Consider the following 20,853-nt stretch of genomic DNA (forward strand, 5'->3'; position numbering starts at 1 on the left):
GCGCTGCGCGTTGGGTGCGGCGCGATCCGGTTCGCACCGGCAGCTATTGCCGCCACGTTCGGCGCGATCTCTGCCACCCAGGCTTCGGCGAAGCAGGTAAAAACCTGCCAGACTGGTCACTGATCTTCCTAACAGGCCGGCGCTCGCCGCCCTCTGGATATGGCACGCCGCGTCCCCATCTATGCCAGCATGACTTCGGCCTCGACATCCGCCACCGCACTGGGGGCGCCTTCTGATTATTCAGGCTTCGATCCGGCATTGCGGACGACGTCGGATGCCGCTTTGGACCATGCTTTGGATCCCGCTTCGGATCCCTTAACGGTCAGCGCGCTGGATGATCTCCATCCAGCGGTCACCAACTGGTTCCGCAAGGCCTTCCCTGCCCCCACCGACGCCCAGGCTGCCGCCTGGCCGCAAATTCGCAGTGGGCGTTCGACCCTGGTCGCCGCGCCCACCGGATCCGGCAAGACCCTCACCGCGTTCCTGTCCGCGCTCGACGAGCTTGTCCAGCAAGGCCTCGCCAACGGCGGCGTCTTGCCCGACGAAACCCTCGTGGTCTATGTCTCGCCGCTAAAGGCCCTCTCCAACGACATCCGCCTCAATCTGCAAATGCCGTTGCAAGGCATTGCGGCGGAACTCGAGGCGCTCGGCCTGCCGCCGCTCGACATTCGCACCGCCGTGCGCACCGGCGACACCACGCAGCAGGAGCGCAACGCGCTGAAAAAACGCGCGCCGCATATTCTCGTGACTACGCCGGAATCGCTGTACGTCCTGCTCGGTTCGGATTCCGGCCGCCGCATGCTGTCGACGGTGCGCACGGTGATCGTCGATGAAATTCACGCGCTCGCCGGCAGCAAGCGCGGCAGTCATCTGGCGCTCAGTCTCGAACGGCTCGATGCATTGTGTCAGCGGCGCTTGCCGCGGATCGGCCTGTCGGCGACGCAAAAGCCGGTCAGCGCCGTCGCGCGCTTTCTGGTGGGCGGCGCAAGCATCGAAAGCGGCATTCCAGCGGACTGCGCAATCGTCGACGTCGGTCACATCCGCGAGCGCGATCTCGCGCTGGAGATTCCGCCCGTACCACTCGAAGCAGTGATGGCCAACGAGGTGTGGGAGCACGTCTACGACCGCCTCGCCGAACTGGTCGCGATGCATCGCACTACGCTGATTTTCGTCAACACGCGCCGCATGGCCGAGCGCGCTGCCCGCCATCTGACCGAGCGCCTCGGCAAGGACGTCGTCGCCGCGCATCACGGCAGCCTCGCCAAGGAACATCGTTTCGACGCCGAACAGCGCCTGAAACGCGGCGAGTTGCGTGTGCTGATCGCCACCGCCTCGCTGGAACTGGGCATCGATATCGGTGACGTCGATCTGGTCTGCCAGATGGGTTCGCCACGCGCGATCGCGCCATTCCTGCAACGGGTGGGGCGCTCGGGCCACCATGTCGGCGGCATGCCGAAGGGCCGGCTCTTTCCGGCTTCGCGCGACGATCTGATCGAATGCGCGGCGCTGCTCGATTGCGTGCGGCGCGGTGAACTCGATGCGTTGCGAATTCCGCGCGCACCGCTCGATGTGCTCGCGCAACAGATCGTCGCCGAGGTATCGAGCGCCGAATGGAGCGAAGACGCCCTGTTCGAGATGATGCGGCGCGCGGCACCCTATGCCGACCTGGCACGCGAACAATACGACGCCGTGCTGCGCATGCTGGCCGAGGGCTATACGAGCCGCCATGGCCCGCGCGGCGCCTATATTCATCGCGACGCGGTGAGCGGCACCTTGCGCGGCCGGCGCGGCGGCAAACTGGTCGCCGTGACATCAGGCGGCACGATTCCCGAGAACGCCGACTATGCCGTGGTGCTTGAACCGCAGGCGATCAATATCGGCACCGTCAACGAGGATTTCGCCGTTGAGAGTCTGGCGGGCGATGTGTTTCAACTCGGCAATGCGTCGTACCGGATTCTGCGGATCGAGAGCGGCCGGGTGCGGGTCGAAGACGCCCAGGGGCAGCCGCCGAATATCCCATTCTGGCTCGGCGAGGCGCCGGGTCGCAGCGATGAACTGTCGTTCGGCGTCGCGCGCCTGCGTGAGCAGATTGGGCGCATGCTCGATGGAGACGAGGCTGAGGGCGACTCCGTGACGTCACGCACGGACTCAGATTCGAGAGCCGTTCACGGCACGACAGCACAGACTATCGCCGAAGCGACGCAGTCTGAAAGTCAGCTCTTGACCGCACGCCTCCAACGCGCAATTGACTGGCTCATCGACGCTCTCCGTCTCGACGAAGCCGCCGCGCGGCAAATCGTCGACTATCTCGCGCGAGCACGCACCGCCCTCAGCGTGCTGCCGACGCAGAACACGCTGGTCATGGAGCGTTTCTTCGACGAATCCGGCGGCACGCAACTCGTGATCCATGCACCGTTCGGCAGCCGCGTGAACCGCGCGTGGGGCCTCGCGCTGCGCAAGCGCTTTTGCCGGAACTTCAACTTCGAACTGCAAGCCGCCGCCACCGAAGACGCTATCGTCCTCTCGCTGACCGGCAGCCATTCGTTCGTCCTCGACGACGTGTGGCGTTATCTGCATTCGAACACCGCCGAGCATCTGCTGATCCAGGCTCTGCTCGACGCGCCGCTCTTCGGTGTGCGCTGGCGCTGGAACGTGACCACCTCGCTCGGCTTGCCGCGTTATACCGGCGGGCGCAAGACGCCGCCGCAATTGCAGCGCATGCGTAGCGAAGATCTGCTGGCCAGTGTGTTTCCCGAGCAGGCCGCGTGTCTGGAGAACATCGTCGGTGAACGCGAACTGCCGCATCATCCGTTAGTGGACCAAACCGTCGACGACTGTCTGCACGAAGCGATGGACAGCGAAAGCTGGCTTGCCTTGCTGCGTCGTATCGAAGGGGGTGACGTGCAACTGATCGCCCGCGATTTGGCGGCCCCCTCGCCGCTTGCTACCGAAATCCTCAACGCCAAGCCCTACGCCTTTCTCGACGACGCGCCAATCGAAGAGCGCCGCACGCAAGCCGTGCTGAACCGCCGCTGGACCGATCCGTCCAGCGCCGACGACCTCGGCGCGCTCGATGCCGACGCGATCGACAGCGTGCGCGACGAAGCATGGCCGCAAGCACGCAGCGTCGACGAGATGCACGAAGCGCTGACCGGCCTCGCCTGCGTGACCGAGGCCGAAGCGCGCAGCCATGAAGGCTGGCCGGCATGGCTAGCGTCGCTGGCTGAATCCGGCCGCGCGACCCGCTTGCAGATCGCCGACGAGGACGCGCTGTGGCTGCCCGCCGAGCGCCTGACCTGTTTCCAGGCGCTCTACCCTGCCGTCCCGTTTGAACCGCTACTTTCTGCCCCGAAGGGCTACACCGACACGTGGAGCACGGACGACGCGCTGCTCGACGTGCTGCGCGCCCGGCTGACCGGCTTCGGCCCGCTCCCGGCGCGCGCGATTACAGAGGCGCTGAGGTTGCCTGCGGCATCCGTCGAACCCACACTGACGCGTCTCGAAGCGGAAGGCTACGTGATGCGCGGCCGCTTCTCACCGGGCGCAACCGAAGAAGAATGGTGCGAGCGTCATTTGCTTGCGCGGATCCACCGTTACACGGTGAAACGCTTGCGACGCGAGATAGAGCCGGTGGAACGGCACGACTTCATGCGTTTTCTATTCGAGTGGCAGCACTTGACGCCTGACACGCGCAGCGAAGGACGCGACGCACTGGCCGCCGTGCTCGACCAGATGGAGGGTTTTCAGGCCGCGGCGGGCGCATGGGAGGAAGACATTCTGCCCGCACGCGTGAAGGCGTATGCGAACAGTTCGTTGGATGAACTATGCCGTGCCGGCAAGATCGTCTGGACCCGCCTGACCGAGCGGGCACGCAGTGCGGCGGGACCGGTGCGCAGCACGCCCATCGTGCTTTTGCCGCGCGCTCAGGTACGCGTATGGCGCGCGCTGATCGACCCGTCGAAGCAACCGGAGCTATCCGCTCGCGCGCAAAACGTCTACGAGACCTTATCGCAACATGGCGCGATGTTCTTCGACGAATTGCTGTCCGAGGTAAGTGGCCTGCGAATGGAACTGGAGAACGCGCTGGGCGAACTGGTTGCCGCTGGCCTCGTGAATTCCGACAGTTTCGCCGGCTTGCGGGCATTATTAAAACCCGTCGCGAAACGCAGTGCGTATTCGAGTAGCCGGCGTGTCAGGTCGAGCGCATTGATCGGAGGAATGGACGACGCGGGACGCTGGGCGTTAGTCAGCCGGCGGCCCGTTGTTACTGCAGCGGAAACTTCGCCGGCGCACCGGCAGCAGTTTGCCCCCGAAGTACTCGAACATATCGCGATGACCTTGCTGCGCCGCTATGGCGTGGTGTTCTGGCGCTTGCTCGAACGCGAGGCCGAATGGTTGCCGCCGTGGCGGGATCTGTTGCGCGTGTTGCAGCGACTCGAAGCGCGCGGCGTCATTCGCGGCGGGCGGTTTGTGAACGGCCTCGCGGGCGAACAGTTTGCTTTACCGGAAGCGATTCCCCTATTGCGGGAAGTTCGCCGGCATGCGAACGACGGTGCTTTTGTGTGCGTCGCCGGAACGGATCCTTTGAATCTCGCGGGTACGTTGCTGGTCGGCGAACGGGTGCCTGCTGTTGCGGGAAATCGGGTTTTGTATCGGGATGGGGTCGTTGTCGCGACGCTTGTGGCAGGCACGTTCTGGTTTGCCCCCTCGGTGGAAACGATTTCCGTGGAGCGGGAGCGCGCCCGGAGCATGTTGGCCCGGCGGTTTTGAGGTAATTTTGATGCGTTTTCGAGGCTTCGCGCCAGCGTGCACCTCGAACCACAGCCTAAAGCCGAAGGCGATCCCAGCCGTTAATTGTTTATAAACCTTAACGCCAGCCGCTTCGCTACAATGGGGCCAGTCTTTAAGTATGATGAACACTGATTTCGACCACCCCGCCTTCACGGTGCGCTCATCGGCACACACCGCCCAGGGATCTCATGAACGACGACCAACACGATCAGGTGCTTTTTGCCCAATTCGGCACAAGCAGCCCTTGCTGGCGTCTGTCGAACGGCAATAACACACTGGAACTCACGCCTGCTGGGGCCGACGTGCCAGCCAATATCGCCGTTCCGCTGAATCCCCAACAGGCTTCACAAATCCGTGGCCTCACCGGCATCACCTCGCACCTCATCCTCGACGTGCGACTGTTCGGCGAACCGCTGCGCCTGCACCTCGTCGGTAAAAAGCTCGCCAGCAATACGTGGGCAGGTACCGCTTCGGCCTATGACGACACGGAATCCGTCGCCCGCGATCTGGTCAACTGCCTCGCTTTCGCCGAACAGGTCGTCTCTGAAGTCAATGCCGTTGTGGTCATTATCAACAGGCACGGCCGTATACAGCGCTTCAACCGTTTCGCCGAGGGACTCACCGGCGTCAAGGAAGTAGACATTATTGGCCGCAATGTGTGGGAGCTCTTCATGTCCGCGGACGCCGGCGAGCTCTGCAGCCACAACATTGCAGGCGTCTTCAATCGCGGCGTCTCATATGAAGTCGAGCGGCGCGTGAAAACCCTCCACGGCGAGCGGCTCTTCCTGTTTCGCAACAAGTTCGTGCGCAGCGGTAGCGGTGTCGATGAACAATTCATGATCTGCTCGGGCACCGACATTACCGAAGAGCGGCTCGCGCAGGCACGGCTCGCCGAACTGGCAAACACGGATTCGCTCACGGGTCTCGCCAATCGCAATGCAATCCACCACAAGATCGGTGCCGCGATCGAACAGGCCGGCCCGGGCGAATCCGTCGGCGTACTGTTCCTGGATCTCGACAACTTCAAGAAGATCAACGAGCACTACGGCCACGTCTTCGGCGACCAGTTGATCCGCGATGTGTCGGCGGCCATCCGCACCTGTCTGAACGATGACGATGTGCTCGCACGCCTCGGCGGCGACGAATTCATCGTACTCGCCGCCAAAGGCACCGCCCACGATCTCGAAGCCACTGCGCAGCGCATTCTCGAACGTCTGCGCACCCCGTTCAGCCTGGGGCTCGTCGAGGTCTACACCAGTTGCTCGATCGGCATCGCACGGTATCCGGAACACGGTGACAGCCTCGAATCGCTGATCCGTTCCGCGGACACGGCGATGTACGTTGCCAAGGATGAAGGCAAACGCACCTATCGCGTGTTCTCGGCCCAGATGAACCGCAACGTCGCCGAGTACATGTGGCTCGACACCAACCTGCGGCGCGGACTCGACGAAGGCCAACTGACGCTGCACTATCAACCCAAGCTTGTACTCGCCACCGGCGCGGTGCAGGGCGTGGAGGCGCTGGTACGCTGGAACTCGTCGGAGCGCGGGCAGATCATGCCGGTCGAGTTCATCCGCTACGCGGAAGAATCCGGGCTGATCGGCGTGCTCGGCCGCTGGGTCATGGAAACAGCCGCCAGGCAGGCCGCCAAATGGAAGGCGGACGGCTACAACCTGCGCATCGCGATCAACGTGTCGGCACGGCAACTGGCCGATACCGCCGTGGTGCAGCATTTCAGCGACGCGTTGCAGCGCGCGGATCTCGATCCGTGTCTGATCGACCTGGAACTCACTGAGAGCTGCCTGATTGAGAACGAAGCGGCTGCGATCGATCTGATCAAGCAGTTCCGTCAGCTTGGCGCACAGGTCCACCTGGACGACTTCGGCACCGGCTACTCGTCGCTCTCGCAGCTAGGCCGCATTCCGCTGGACGTGATCAAGCTCGACCGCAGTTTCGTCCGCGCTATCAATAACGACACCAAGGCGCAAGCGCTGGTGCGCTCAATGGTGGTCATCGCGCAGGAGCTGAATTTCGAGGTGGTCGCCGAAGGCATCGAAACCGAATCGGAAGAGCTGTTCATGAAAGGACTGGGCGTCGATTACGTGCAGGGCTTCCTGTATGGTCGGGCCATGCCGGCCGCGGAATTCGAACGCTGGTTGCAGGATAGACAGAATCTCAGGCTGATTGCCTAAGCCTGTGCGCGCCCCCCGAAGGAAATCCCTGGAGGGCGCCCCGAATCAAGGCGAAACGCTTACGGCGCGGCCGCGATCACTTCGGCAACAGCGGCCGTCAGCTTCTTGCCATACGGCACGTGCAGGAACTCGTTCGGTCCGTGTGCGTTCGACTTCGGCCCGAGCACGCCACACACCATGAACTGCGACTTCGGGAAACCCGACTTCAGTACGTTCATCAACGGTATCGTGCCGCCCTGCCCCATGTAGGCAACGTCCGCGCCATAGTGCGCGCGCGACGCGTCGTTCAGCGCAGTCGCAAGCCACGGGGCGAGATCGGGCGCGCTCCAGCCGCTCGCCGCGCCCGCGTCCGGCTTGAAGGTGACCTTGGCGTTGTACGGCGGATCGAACTCGAGCAGCGCCTTCAGCTCGGCGACGGCCTTCTCCGCTTCGATCAGCGGCGGCAGGCGCAGCGACAGCTTGAACGCCGTACGCGGACGTAACACGTTGCCGGCGTCGGCCAACGCGGGCAACCCTGCCGCGCCGGTCACCGATAGCGACGGACGCCACGTCGAGTTCAGCAAGGCTTCTTGCGGATCGGTCGTGGTGGGCAGAACCTGACGGCCATCCTGCCCGCAAGCCCACGGCAGCTTTTTCCAGACATCGTCGCCGAGAATCTGGGCGGTCGCTTCCGCTTCGCGCAGACGGTCGGCCGGGATCGAGACGTGAAAACCCTTCGGCAACAGCGTGCCGTTGGCGGAGTCTTCGAGACGGTCGAACAGTTGGCGCATGATGCGGAAGCTCGACGGTGCAATGCCGCCGTAACCGCCCGAGTGAATGCCTTCGTCGAGCACCTGGACTTCCAGGTCGCCGGCAACCAGCCCGCGCAACGACGTAGTGAGCCACAGTTGATCGTAGTTGCCCGCCCCCGAGTCAAGACACACGACGAGACCGACTTTGCCGAGCCGCTCGCGCAATGCGTCGACGTACGGCAGCAGATCGTAGCTGCCCGATTCCTCGCAGGTTTCGATCAGGCCGACACAGCGCGGACGCTCGATGCCTTGCGCGTCCAGCGCGGCCAGTGCCGTGAGACTCGCGTAGATCGCGTAGCCGTCGTCGGCGCCGCCGCGGCCGTACAGCTTGTCGTTTTCGAGCTTCGGCGTCCAGGGGCCGAGGCCGTTGCGCCAGCCGTCGAATTCAGGCTGCTTGTCGAGGTGGCCGTACAGCACGATGGTTTCTTCGCTGCCCGATCGGGTCGCGGCCGTTTCGAAGAAAATCACCGGCGTGCGGCCCGGCAGACGAACTATTTCAAGTTTCAGGCCGCGCACGGGTTGCTGTTCGGCCCATTGCGCCGCGTCGGTAATCACGCGCTCAAGATAGCCATGCTTGGCCCACTCGGGATCGAACGCCGGACTCTTGGCCGGCACCGCGATGTAGTCCGTGAGCGCAGGGACGATCTCGTCGTTCCATTTGCGGTCCACAAATTCGCGTAGCGTGTCGTGGTTGATGCGCTTGGTTTGCTGGGTCGTATCGTCGGAGATCATGGTGGCGGTCCGTGGCGGTTCTGTTCAGTCGAAACGACAATGATAGTCCTGATGCGCGATGCGCTGAACCCCTCGCCGTGCATCTCACCCGCAGAACGCCGCTGAGGGTCACCTGCCAGGGGACGCACATCGGGTGTGAAAGCGAGGGTTCGCGTCATCGCTGCGCAAAGAAAGCAATCGCGCGACAATTGGAGGATACGTCGCGTACAGGGGAGCCAGACTATGGGTAGCAATGTCGTGGTTCAGACCATCGCCGCGGTGCTCGCGCTTGCGTTGTATTTTCTGCCGAGCATTCTCGCGGACCGGCGCAAGCGTTATGACGTGCTGACGCTGGCGCTCTTCAATGCGTGCCTCGGCTGGACCGGCTTCGGCTGGCTGCTCGCGCTCTACTGGTCGTTGCAGCCGAACCCGCCGAAGAACGTGGCGGGTGAAATCGTGGAATCGCGGAAGATCTTAGGGATGCGGGCGTTTTCGTCGGCCCTTCTCGTGCGCGTGCAAAAGCGCGCTACGGCGCGTGAGCGCAGAGAGAAATAACGGGAAGAACGTGTCAGGCCGCCCGGCCCATCCTGCCCCACACCACGGAACCAGCAGGAATCGAGCGCGGCTCAGCCCGCACGCTCTCGTGCGCGAACATCTCGCGGCGCAGTTCGCCATTTTCGTCGAACCACTCGCAAATCAGCCAGTCGCCAGGATTGAGCGCCACCGGCCCCGCGTAGGTCACGGTCATGCGCGGACCGCCTTCCTTCAACGTGACGACGTCGCCGACATTGAAGCGGGCGGCGGGCGGTGTTTCGAATGCGTCAATGGTAGCGGTCAGCATATTCAATCCCCTACGGAACCCGTTGAGCGGAATTAAGTCATCGCACTGTGCTTTGCAACATTGAACCATGCCGAAGGAAACCTCTAAAAAGTTGGCCAAGATTAACAATCGAAATTAACCACGGCAAGTGCTTTTTATTGATACCGTTTTCATTGGCACGGGAATAGGTTTATCAGCCCGGCGGGTGACGTAAAAACCGGGAAAACCCTGTACAGCAACGCCAGCCCGCCTTCCGTGTGGCACCGCACGATAGAAAAACTTACGCTAGCAAACCCGATCCGCAAGTAGAAAATGCGGTCTGGATTTGTCATATCTAAACAGCCTCCGAGAAACCCCATTCGGGTTTATTCCGATCACCCCGCAAGCGGAATTACCTGTGAACGGAAAACTCATCGGTAAACGCACCCACACCCAAACCAGTATTGTTTGACGCGCATAATCGTTTTCAGCGGCCGCCGTTGAAAACGATTATCCACTCGCTATTTTCAAACCGGCTGTGCAGCCCGGCGCAATGCCAGTTGTTGATGCCGCACCAGCAGCACGCTCAAACCGATACACACGAACATCAGACACGCGTTGATCGCGAGGCTGTACTGGAACGCGTGCGCATAGGCCGTCGGCGTCTCGCGCCCGCCGATCACGCCGAAAAACGCACCGCTGATGGCCGCCGTGCCGAACGCCGAGCCGATCTGCAAGGTCGACGACACCACACCCGAGGCGAGCCCGGCCTTCTCCGGAATGGCTTCCTGCAGCACGATGCGCATGATCGACGGCAGCAGCAGGCCGTGACCGACGCCCGCGCACACCAGTCCGCAATAGAACAGCAGGTCCGGCGTCGCGGCATGCGTCGCGGACCAACCGGTGACCGTGAAACCAACTGTCATCATAGAGAAACCGAGCGCCAGCACATGGCCGCCGATGCGCTTGACCACCGCGGGCGACGTCAGCGGCCCGACCACGAAGCCAATCGCGAACGGCATGATGGCCATGCCCGAGGCGAGCGGCGTCCAGTGCAAACCGGTTTGCAGGAAAATGCCATAGGTCAGGAAAAACGCGCTGTTGCAGTAGAACAGGAACGCCAGCACGAGACCCAAGGCAAAGGCCGGGTTCCGGAACAATTGCAGATCCACCAACGGATGGCCGCCGCCGCGCTCAACGCGCCGCTCGGTTGCCACAAATAGCGCGAACGCGGGGACGGCAAGCGCGAACATTGCGAAGGTCCACGCGGGCCAACCGGCTTCACGGCCATGCGTCATCGGATAGATGACCAGCAGCAGCACCACTGAGAGCAGCGCGACGCCCTTCAGGTCGATACCGGTGCGCGTGGCCGGCTGATTTTCCGGCACGAACTTCCAGGTGCCGATGAAGGCCACGATGCCGATCGGAATGTTGATAAGAAAAATGATGCGCCAGTCGAGCCCGAACGGGTGATAGGTAATCAGCGCGCCGCCGCCCAACTGCCCGACGATCGACGACAGCCCGAATACGAAACCGTAGAGGCTCATAACCTTGGTCTGCCGATGCAATGGCACGACCGCGCGGATGGTCGCGAGCACTTGCGGCGCCATGATCGCGGCCGCGATGCCCTGCACGATCCGCGAGATCACCAGCATGTGCCCGCTGGTGGCGAAGCCGCACAGCGCGGAGGCGACCACGAACGCCGCCATCCCCGTCATGAACATGCGACGCCGGCCGAACAGGTCGCCGAGGCGCCCGCCCGTGATCAGCAGCACGGCATAAGCGGATGCATACGCGGACACCACGAGTTGCAATTGCGCGTCGGTGGCGTTCAGGCCGGTGTGAATCGACGGCAGCGCCAGGTTGACGATGAAATAGTCGAGCGGTGCGAGGAAGGCGCCGACGAACAGCACAGCAAGTGCGAGCCCTTGGCGCTCGAAACCGGACGCAGCCTTCTTGACGGTGGCGACTGCATTGGCGGCAACTGCACTGGCGGCCACGGCACCCACACCTGGGCAGACGGCGGTTCCAACTCCACCGGCTGCCAGCCCCGCCGCGGGCTCAACGAACGCCGCCGGAGCGGGCTTCATAGCTTCGCTATTCATGACTGCTCGTTCAAGAATTAGGTAAAAAAATTAGACGAGCGCACGCATGGCGACGTCCACGATACCGATCAGCGCATCTTCCTCGTGAGCGACTCGTCCCATTACGCGCAGTCCTTGCATCACGCACAGCAGGAAATCGCCAACGGCTTTTTCGTCTAGCGTGGAATTGAAGGCGCCGCTCGCCTGGCCACGAATCACCGACGCTGCCAGCAAAGTCGCCATGCGGCGTTGAATTGCCGCGACGCGGGTGCGCAGTTCCTCGTCGTCAGGTTGCATCTCCAGCGTGGTGTTGGTGATGAAGCAACTGCGCTCGCCAGTCAACGCGCACGCGACCCGGGCGTAATGCAGCAAAGCGTTGCGCAGCGCCTCTTCCGCCGGCACCGGCGCGTTCAGCCGGTCGGCCAGTCGCGCGACCGAACCTTCGGCGTAGTGATCGAGCGCGGCGAGCATGATGCCGTGCTTGTCGCCGAATACGCCGTACAGACTGCCGCGCAACAGGCCGGTGGCCTTGCAGAGGTCGTCGATCGAGGTGGCGTGGTAGCCGTGATTCCAGAAAACCTGGCTCGCACTCGCCAATACGGTATCCGTATCGAACTCGCGCGGCCGGCCGCGGCAGCAGGCCTCGCTCGCTTTTTTCGTGGATTGCTTCGAATTGCCAGATTGCTTCATGTGACGGATATTATGACTAACCGTTCAATAAAGCAAGGCGAGATTGGAAAGTGACTGCCCGGCGAATTCAGGCGCCCCCCCTCGTATCAGCGGTTCGACCGGCAGCGCCTTCACCGGCCGGACCACGGCCCACACGCCGACCTGCGCCTTCGAAAACTCGCCCGATTGAAGGAAGCGCCTCGTGCATGCTTGGGATCTGGATTGAAAGGGTCGACTATTTACCCCACTTCTGCGCGGCGGCCGTGAAGAACTGGTTCATCTCGTTGCCGCTGGCGGCCTCTTTCGTGTAGTTGAAGGTGCCGTGATCGCGCATTTCATGCGCCGCGCGGAGAAACGCGCCCAGCGCCGCACGTGCCAGCGAACCGCCCACGCTGACACGCCGCACGCCCAGCGAGCGCAGATCGTCGAAACTGAGCAGGACGCCCTGCAACCCCATCAGCACATTGACCGGCCGGTCGAGCGCGCCGACCACGGCGGCGATCTCTTCGCGCGTCTTCAGGCCAGGCGCGTAAAGCACGTCCGCACCGGCTTCCTGATATCCCTGAAGACGCCGGATCGTATCGTCGAGATCGGGCCGGCCCACCAGGTAGTTCTCGGCGCGCGCCGTCAGCGTAAAGGGAAACGGCAGCGTGCGCGCCGCCTCGACCGCCGCGCGCACGCGCTCCACGGCGGCCTCGAGCGGGTAAATCGGTTCGTCCGCGCGACCGGTCGCATCCTCGATCGAACCGCCGACCACGCCCGCAGCCGCGGCCTGCATGATCGTTTCGGCGCAGTCTTCCGGGGCGTCGCCGAACCCATTTTCCAGATCGGCGCTGACCGGCAAATCGGTGGCGCCAGCGATTTCGGCGAGATGCACCATCATCTGCGCGCGGCCAATGGCGTTATCCGGCAGGCCACGCGAAAACGCGTAGCCCGCGCTACTCGTGGCGAGCGCCTTGAAGCCGGCCAGCGCGAGCAGCCGCGCAGTGCCGATGTCCCACGGATTCGGGATGATGAAGGCCTCGCCCGTTGCGTGATATGACTGGAATTGCCGTGCTTTTTCGGTTTGCGTTGTCATCGACGGTCCCGTTGAAGACGGCGACCGGCGTTTCGCGCCCACGCGCTACCGGATCGTCGTCATGTACGTTAAAGGGCAACTGAGGGAAAAAACGGAAAGCGGTAGCCGGCGGCCTGTCTACCCTTGCCAGCCGGCCCCGCATGTTGCTGCAGCGGGCGAACCACGCACTCAGGTTTCGAGTTTCGCGTCCATCGTGATGGTGGCGTTCAACACCTTGGAAACCGGACAGCCCGCCTTGGCGTCCGCGGTGGCCTTCTCGAATGCGGCCTTGTCGCCGCCGGGGATTTTCACGGCCACATCGAGATGCACCGCGGTGATCGAAAAGCCGCCACCGTCCTTGTCGAGCGTGACGGTTGCCGTGGTGCCGATACGTTCAGGCGTGATGCCGGCCTTGCTCAGTTCGGCCGATAGCGCCATCGAGAAACAACCCGCGTGCGCAGCCGCAATCAGCTCTTCCGGATTCGTGCCAATGCCGTCCGCGAAACGCGTGGCAAAAGAGTATTGGGTGTCCTTGAGGACGCCGCTGTCGGTGGAAATCGAGCCCTTGCCGTCTTGCAGGCCGCCTTGCCAGACTGCTGATGCCTTGCGCTTCATCGCTCTCTCCTGTTTGTGCCCTGCTTCGCGCCGCTCCTCAACCCTACGTGATGCCGCCCACAACGGTCCAGCCCGGGTATTCGTAGTATCGGCATCGGTCGCGAGTGCCCCGAGGGGACTTCCTACGGGACGTGCCGCGCGGCGCGAGAGGTGCGGGCGTGGACCGAACTTCATGATAGGCGCTTCCGTGTGCCAGTGTCGTGACGACGCCGGCCTGCGGTTGGCTGGTTTGCGCGGCGCAAACCGTGTCGTGAGCGGCACAATTGCCGTAGCTGGCGAATGGCAGGTGGCGCGGCAGGAGAAGGCGCGGCGCCGCTGCGACGACGATCGCGGCGGCACGCTTCAGTGGGAGGGTTGGCAGAATCGTTATAAAAGGTGCCGGTCCGGAGCAAAACCCGGCTGCTACTCCGCGAACGGCAGGCTCTCCTGCCCCACCGCCCGCATGTCGAACACGTTGAGCGTCATTGCCACCAGCGCGTAGTAGCCAAGCAGGCCGACCAGGTTAATCACCACCTGATGGCCGAAGCGCCCGACCGCCTTTCTATAGGTGGTATCCGACACCCGCTTGGTGTCATACAGTTCGCTCGCGAAGTCATAGATCAATGCATCATCGGCGTCCGCAAAGGACGGGCGATGCCCCTGACGGATCGCCTCAGCATCCGCTTCGCCCACACCGGCCTCCAGGGCGATCGGATAGTGGATATACCACTCGGCCTGCGCCTGCCAGCGCGCCGCGGTCACCAGAATCGCGAGCTCCGACAGGCGCAGCGGCAAGCCGGTGCGATAGCGGCAGAACGCGCCGAGCCGCTGTGCCTGCTGCGCGAGCTCCGGACTATGAATCCAGCCCAGAAACGGGCCGTTCAGATTGCCGCGCGGGCCGGACAGGATCTCGTCGAGCACGGTCTTCTGTTCGGGCGTGGCATCGGACAGTTCGAAGTGAGGCAAACGCTCGGTCATCGTAAATCTCGCAGGAATGGAAAGGGTGTCAGATGGCGGCCAGTGCGCCCTCGATCGCATCCGTCAACCGGTTGACGATCTCGTCGATGTCGCGCGCGGTACAGATGAACGGCGGCGCCAGCAACACATGATCGCCGATCTTGCCGTCGACCGTGCCACCCATCGGGTACACCATCAAACCGCGCGCGAACGCTTCGCGCCGGATCGCCGCGTGCAGTTTCAGCTTCGCGTCGAACGGCGTCTTGGTGACGCGATCCTGCACCAGTTCGACGCCGACAAAGAGACCTCGCCCACGGACGTCGCCGATATGCGGATGCTGCGCATGGTGCTCGCGCAGCCGGCCACGCAACTGCTCGCCGCGCGCCTGCACGTTCTGCAGCAGATGATCGTCGGCAATCACGCGCTGCACTTCGAGCGCCGCGGCGCAAGCGGTGGCGTGGCCGATATAGGTATGCCCGTGCTGAAAGAACCCCGACCCGCCGACGATCGCCTGGTAAATCCGGTCGCTGACCAGCGTCGCGCCGATCGGCTGATAGCCGGCACCGAGCCCCTTGGCGATGGTCAGGATGTCCGGTGCGATGCCGTCTTCCTCGCACGCATAGAGGTAGCCCGTGCGACCCATACCCGACATGATTTCGTCGAGGATCAACAACACGCCATAGCGATCGCACACCGCGCGAATCTTGCGGAAATACTCACGCACCGGCGGCACGGCGCCGGCCGTTGCGCCCACCACCGTTTCCGCAACGAATGCGGCCACCGTGTCGGCGCCGAGTTCAAGAATCTTCTGTTCGAGTTCGTCAGCGAGACGTTGCGCGAACTGCTCTTCAGTTTCGTCGGCGCGCTGCTCGCGATACGCGTAACACGGGCTCACGTGATGTGCTTCGATCAGGATCGGCAGAAATGGCTCGCGCCGCCACGCATTGCCGCCAATCGCCAGCGCGCCCAGCGTGTTGCCGTGGTAGCTCTGGCGACGCGCGATGAAATGACGGCGTTGCAACTCGCCCTTCTCGACGAAATACTGCCGCGCCAGCTTCAGCGCCGCCTCGATCGCTTCCGAGCCGCCCGACACGAAGTACACGTGTTCGAGCCCTTGCGGCGCGCTCGCCACCAGACGGTCGGCGAGTTCCTCGGCGACCTGGGTCGTGAAAAACGACGTGTGCGCATATGGCAATTGCTGCGCCTGACGCTTGATCGCATCGATCACGCGCTGATTGCTATGGCCGAGGCACGAGACGGCTGCACCGCCCGAGGCGTCGATATAACGCTTGCCCGTGGAATCGATGATTTCGATGCCGTCACCGGCGACAGCCACCGGCAGTGACTGCTTCGGCGAGCGATGGAATACGGTGGACATGGTTTTCACTTTCCTTTCTATTGACGACAGCCGATCAGGCGCCGGTCTGCGCGGGCGGCACGCATGGGATGACGGTCTCGAACGTGCATTGCCCGCGTCGGTAGACTGCCATCGAGACGCCGTCGCTGCCGATGTCGAAGAGTGCCGTGGCGAGCGTGTTTTCCTCGTCGGGATCGAGCGGGTCGTCGCGATAGATCGGCAGGCCAGAAGGCGCGCGATCCTGCAACACGTCGAGCAGTGTCGCTGGAGTGACTGGACTGGCGAGCGTGGTCAGCAAATGGTCGACGCGCGCCTGCCGGTCACGCGAAGAATCGGTGACGATTTGCGCCTCGGCTTCGCAGCCGGGATGAATCAGATGGTTTGCATGCCCGGCGATAGTGGACACCGTTTGCACCGAACATCGCTGTGCACTTGCTTCGACGCTCAGGAGACCCTCTTGTCCCGCACAACCGAGCGTGTGATGAAAGCCGCTCGCAGCCGGTATGTCGCGCAGGATGTGCAGCGCCTCGTCGAGCGAGCCTGCATCCAGCACCGCACGCGCGAGAATCATGCGTGGCACGCCGGCTGCCGGGACGCGAATGCGCAGATTGTTGATGGCCTGCACGAGACCCGCGCGGTTGGCCGCGAAGGTGTGGCCCGGCAATGATCCAGGGTAATAGAAACTGACGAAACCAGGCTTGCCGGCAGGTTGAATCTCGACCAGCGCGCAGCGCTCGCGCAGAAAGGGATCGCCGTCTTCATTGTGTGCAATGAAACGCGCATTGCTTCCGACGGCGGCCAGGGTGGTGCAACCGTCCGGCGCGTTGTGAATCAACTCGCCGCGGCAGTTCCACAAAAAGACGTCCTCTGCCGACCAACCCAGTCCTGCCGCCATGCCGTCGAGCTCGACCAGCAGCGCAGGAAAATGCGCCTGGGCCGCTTCGCACAACTGCTGGACAAACGGATCGCCGCGCCAGCGCCGAACCGCCCGCCACGCGCTGCTCTGCTCCATATAGTCGGCGAACACCGGTCTGGCGAGTTCACCCAGCCGGTAGCCGATGTCATACGGCTCACCGCCCACCTGAAAGAGACTTAAATCCTGCCTGGACACCACGGTTCGCACCTACTCAACAATCGGTACGCATTTATACTTCCAAACAACATTTGTTGTCAAACAGCGCATCGATGAATCAAACGGAGCAACTGTGCTCCGTGACGCGCTGCGGCCTGCCTCAGAGGATAAACATCAAGGCACGTACGCGCCCTTTTCATGCAGAGATTGCTCGGCGATAGCAAGTTGCTCGACCGCTCCCGCGCCTTCCAGCGCGAGCAGATGCGCGACCAGCGATTCAGAAATCGCCGTGGCCGCCACCAGCGAAGGAAAGAACGACGGGCTCTCGTGCGAAAAGATCAGCACCTTGTCGGCGTTCAACGCGATCGGCGAGACCGCGCTGTCCGTGATCGCGATCAGCTTGCTGCCCTTTTCCAGCGCGGCTTCGGCCACGCGCGCCGCTTCGACTGAATACGGCGCGAAACTGATGACGATGGTCGCGCTATCACGCTCGACCGTGCGCAGTTGCATCTCCAGCGTGCCCGCTTCGCCATTGAGCAGCGACACCGACGAACGGAACAGCCGGTAACCGTAGACAAGGCCGAATGCCACGGCATAACAGGAGCGAAAACCCGCGACATGGACATGTGGCGCGCGACGCAACAGACGCGCCGCTTCCACGATCACGCGACCGTTATGCGCGGCGGTGACTTCAAGATTGTGTTGTTGCGCGACCAGCAGGTCGTTCGCCAGTGCATCTTTCGATTTGACGAGTGAACGGGCGCGGCTGGTGAGCGGCTCGGGTCGCGTGCGCACGCGCGCAACGAACAGGTTGCGCAATTCGTTCCAGCCGGGGAAACCCAGTTGCTGCGACAACCGCACCAGCGAGGCAGGTTGCACCTGCGCCCGCTCGGCCACTTTGCGCATCGACGAGACCGCCACTTCATCGGGATGGTCGAGCAGGAACCCTGCTCCCATCTGGAACTGCGGACTCAGTTCGGAGAAGCGCGCCCGGATCAGGGCGGCGAGCTGGTCGAAACTGTCTGGCATGCGGTGTACCGGGCGAGCGGTCGATAAGGATGACAACAAATGTTACCACCCGGTGCATCGCATCCAACAGAACTTCCAGCGTGTTGGTGGCCGGTGTCTAGAGAAGCGCGACCACCCGCACGTCGCCCTGCTCGGCCGCCGACGCGACCACCTTGTCACCGATTCGCCGGAACGTGATCGACACCGACGAATCCCCCACCTTCAGGTCGCCGACTTCGAGCCAGTCGATGCCTTCGGGCAGCATGGGCTGTTCAATGACCACCTCACGCCGGGTCGCATCGATCGTAATGCCCAGACACGCTTCCAGCATCATGAACGGCGAGCCCGCCGCCCAGGCTTGTGGCAGACAGGCGACCGGATAGGCGGTGGGCGGTTCGCCGCGCCGCCGCGGGAAACCGCAGAACAGTTCAGGCAGGCGCATGTCGAAATTGACCGCGGCCTGGAACAGCGCCTGCAACAGCCGAACAGCCGCCGCCTTGCCGCCGTATTGCGACAGGCCGCGTGCGCAGAGCGCGTTGTCGTGCGGCCAGACCGAGCCGTTGTGATACGCCATCGGGTTGAAGCGCGCCTGGCTCGCAGCCAGCGTCCGCACGCCCCAGCCGGTATGGAACAGCGTGGAGTCGAGCGCGCGCACCACCGCTTCGCCACGCTCGCGCGAGGGCAGACCGAAGGCCAGCAAATGGCCCGCGTTCGATGCCATCACGCGGCACAGTTCGCCGTGACCGTCGAGCGCGATGCCGTAGAAGCCGGACTCTTCCATCCAGTATTTTTCTTCGACGCACTGACGGATTTTCTTCGCGCGCTCGCTGTATTGCTTTGCCGGATCGTGCAGGCCGCGCAGCTTCGCGAAGTGCGCCATCGTGTCGAATGCCGCGCTTGCATACGCCTGCACTTCGACGAGTGCGATAGGACCGTCGGGGAAGCGGCCATCGGCGTGGAAGACCGAATCATGGCTGTCCTTCCAGCCTTGATTGGCGAGGCCGCCATCGGACTCGCGCTGATAGTCCAGCAGACCATAACGGTTCTTGTCGCAGACACCCGCGACCCACTGCGCCGCACGCTCCAACGCCGGCCACAACTCGTCGATCAGGGCGAGGTCCCCCGTGCGCGCCGCATAGGCGCCTGCCAGCACGATGAAGAGCGGCGTGCTGTCGACGCCGCCGTAGTACAGCGCGAACGGCACTTCGCCGGTGGCGGCCATTTCACCTTTGCGCATCTCGTGCATGATCTTGCCGGGCGCGGCGTCACGAAACGGCGAATTGTCGCGCGCCTGATGTTCGGCGAGAAAGCGCAGCACGCCCGCGGCCAGATTCGGTTGCAGCCACAGTGTCTGCAACGACGTGATGATCGCATCGCGACCGAACGGCGTTGAAAACCACGGGATGCCGGCGTAGGGATACGGCCCCGTGGCGAGATCGGTCGTCAGCAACCCCAGGTCGGCCAGCGAACGGTCGATCCACGCGTTAAAGAGCGGATTGCTCGAACGCACGCGCGCGGTGACGCGGCGCCGTTCACGCATCACCAGGTGGGCGTCGACCAGTGCGGCGCGCACCGCAGCGCGACCGACGCGCGGCCGCTCCGCATCGATTTGCGACAGATGGGCTTCGCTCACCGCGTGCGTGGGTTGTGCGACACCCGCGGCCGGCTTGTCGGCTTGCGCAACCACCTGTACCGAGACAGACAGATAGATCGACACGCACGCTTGCGCCGGCAGCTTGACGGTGTAGTCAGCGCGATCGGCGAAGAGCTGGTCCGGTTCTGGCGAGAAGGCGATCTGCACATTGCGCGCCACGTCATCGAGACCGATATAGCCGAGCAGCACCTCGCGATTCTCGACGCGCGCCGGCTCGACAAGACCCTGTTTGTCTCGCTTGAGGCCGCGCACTTCGAACATGTCGCGGAAGTCGCTTGCAAAGGAGATGGACAGCGGCACGACCGCATCGCTCGTGCCGTAGTTGGTGAGTTCGATGGCTTCGTTGAGCACGGTGCCCGAGAGCACGCGCACACGTTCGACGTGGATCACGCCTTCCGGCGTGCTGTCGCCACCGAGCGGCGGCAGGGGGCGGTTGGTCAGATGCGCGGTGAACGAGGTGTTGTCGCTGCTGACGCTGCCTGACAGCAACGAGGGCGCGCGGCCGCCGAAGGTGAGGCGCAGGCTCGAGAGGACGCGGGTATCGTTGACGAACAGGCCGTCGTCGTGGCCGGTGATATCGCCGAGGGGGTCGTTGACGATGAAGGTGTCGCCAGACTTCAGTACGTGCTGGGTAGCGCTTGCGACGTTGAGGTTTTCCGTCGGGATGAATGCGCCGTCCGGCTCGGGTTCGCGGTGGTCGATTCCGCCCGAGTGGGACAGGCCGCCGAGGGCTTCTGGCTGCTGCATCAGGGTCACTCCTAGTGTGTTCGCTTTCGCGTTGACTTTCAGGTTCGGTTGGCGCTGGGTGCTGGCCGGTCGCTTTCGATTGTAGAGGGTCTGTTTGCGTCAGACGAACTTATCACATGGGAGTTTCGGTTTTTGTTTTTGGCATGGGACATGCAGGTTGGGTTGGTTTTTTGCCTGCTCGGCGCTTGTTTGTCTGTACGCCTGCGGCATTGGGCTTTGCTTGGTTTTTTGCCTGCGCGGCGCTTGGCTGTGCCCTTGCGGCGTTGGCCGTTCCTTGATCTGTTTGCTTGCTCGGCGCCTGTTCGTCTGTTTGCCTACGGCGTTGGCCTTTCCTTGATCTGTTTGCCTGCGCGGCGCCTGTTTGTCTGTC

The 20,853-nt window shown here is 63.2% G+C and carries 15 protein-coding genes; 3 read left to right on the forward strand and 12 right to left on the reverse strand.

The genetic code is table 11. The features are described from left to right. Positions 1-189 precede the first annotated feature (189 nt). Both PQQ96_RS18165 and pdeR read left to right on the forward strand, forming a co-directional pair. The gene (locus PQQ96_RS18165; RefSeq protein ID WP_408294490.1) at positions 190-4,770 is read left to right on the forward strand and encodes a DEAD/DEAH box helicase; all 4,581 of its coding nucleotides are present in this window, start codon (positions 190-192) and stop codon (positions 4,768-4,770) included. A gap of 209 nt (positions 4,771-4,979) precedes the next feature. Further along, positions 4,980-6,983, forward strand: coding sequence for a cyclic di-GMP phosphodiesterase (gene pdeR, locus PQQ96_RS18170; protein ID WP_408294493.1), 2,004 nt, complete (start codon positions 4,980-4,982; stop codon positions 6,981-6,983). Positions 6,984-7,042: 59 nt separating this feature from the next. Here pdeR and PQQ96_RS18175 read toward each other — a convergent pair whose 3' ends face one another. Continuing rightward, the gene (locus PQQ96_RS18175) at positions 7,043-8,506 is read right to left on the reverse strand and encodes a M20 family metallopeptidase (protein WP_408294496.1); all 1,464 of its coding nucleotides are present in this window, start codon (positions 8,504-8,506) and stop codon (positions 7,043-7,045) included. 222 nt (positions 8,507-8,728) lie between these two features. Here PQQ96_RS18175 and PQQ96_RS18180 point away from each other — a divergent pair, with 222 nt between their 5' ends. Next, positions 8,729-9,040: a superinfection immunity protein gene (locus PQQ96_RS18180; RefSeq protein WP_408294499.1), complete on the forward strand. Its 312-nt coding sequence runs from the start codon at positions 8,729-8,731 to the stop codon at positions 9,038-9,040. A 13-nt stretch (positions 9,041-9,053) separates the two neighbouring features. Here the strand turns inward: PQQ96_RS18180 and PQQ96_RS18185 are convergent, their stop codons facing one another. The 11 genes from PQQ96_RS18185 to PQQ96_RS18235 form a co-directional block, all read right to left on the reverse strand. Then, entirely contained in the window at positions 9,054-9,326 is a 273-nt protein-coding gene (locus tag PQQ96_RS18185) for a YodC family protein (protein ID WP_408294502.1), read from the reverse strand. 485 nt (positions 9,327-9,811) lie between these two features. Beyond that, entirely contained in the window at positions 9,812-11,389 is a 1,578-nt protein-coding gene (locus tag PQQ96_RS18190) for an MFS transporter (RefSeq protein WP_408294505.1), read from the reverse strand. 30 nt (positions 11,390-11,419) lie between these two features. Beyond that, the gene (locus tag PQQ96_RS18195; protein WP_408294508.1) at positions 11,420-12,058 is read right to left on the reverse strand and encodes a TetR/AcrR family transcriptional regulator; all 639 of its coding nucleotides are present in this window, start codon (positions 12,056-12,058) and stop codon (positions 11,420-11,422) included. 214 nt (positions 12,059-12,272) lie between these two features. After that, entirely contained in the window at positions 12,273-13,115 is an 843-nt protein-coding gene (locus PQQ96_RS18200; protein WP_408294510.1) for an isocitrate lyase/PEP mutase family protein, read from the reverse strand. A gap of 168 nt (positions 13,116-13,283) precedes the next feature. Further along, a complete protein-coding gene (locus tag PQQ96_RS18205) occupies positions 13,284-13,709 on the reverse strand; it encodes an OsmC family protein (RefSeq protein WP_097396500.1) in 426 nt (141 codons plus the stop codon). A gap of 402 nt (positions 13,710-14,111) precedes the next feature. Further along, entirely contained in the window at positions 14,112-14,666 is a 555-nt protein-coding gene (locus PQQ96_RS18210) for a carboxymuconolactone decarboxylase family protein (protein WP_408294513.1), read from the reverse strand. A gap of 28 nt (positions 14,667-14,694) precedes the next feature. Next, entirely contained in the window at positions 14,695-16,023 is a 1,329-nt protein-coding gene (locus tag PQQ96_RS18215; RefSeq protein WP_408294516.1) for an aspartate aminotransferase family protein, read from the reverse strand. A gap of 34 nt (positions 16,024-16,057) precedes the next feature. Beyond that, complete coding sequence (locus PQQ96_RS18220; protein WP_408294538.1) at positions 16,058-17,113, reverse strand: C45 family autoproteolytic acyltransferase/hydrolase; 1,056 nt, start codon at positions 17,111-17,113, stop codon at positions 16,058-16,060. 135 nt (positions 17,114-17,248) lie between these two features. Next, positions 17,249-18,103, reverse strand: coding sequence for a MurR/RpiR family transcriptional regulator (locus PQQ96_RS18225; protein ID WP_408294523.1), 855 nt, complete (start codon positions 18,101-18,103; stop codon positions 17,249-17,251). Positions 18,104-18,200: 97 nt separating this feature from the next. Then, positions 18,201-20,483 carry an amylo-alpha-1,6-glucosidase gene (locus PQQ96_RS18230; RefSeq protein ID WP_408294526.1) on the reverse strand — a complete coding sequence of 761 codons (2,283 nt, stop codon included), beginning with the start codon at positions 20,481-20,483 and terminating at the stop codon, positions 18,201-18,203. 99 nt (positions 20,484-20,582) lie between these two features. Next, a partial coding sequence (locus PQQ96_RS18235; RefSeq protein WP_408294529.1) for a hypothetical protein occupies positions 20,583-20,853 on the reverse strand: 271 nt, incomplete at its 5' end.

The sequence above is a fragment of the Paraburkholderia sediminicola genome, assembly GCF_046027825.1.
Lineage (GTDB): Bacteria > Pseudomonadota > Gammaproteobacteria > Burkholderiales > Burkholderiaceae > Paraburkholderia > Paraburkholderia sediminicola_D.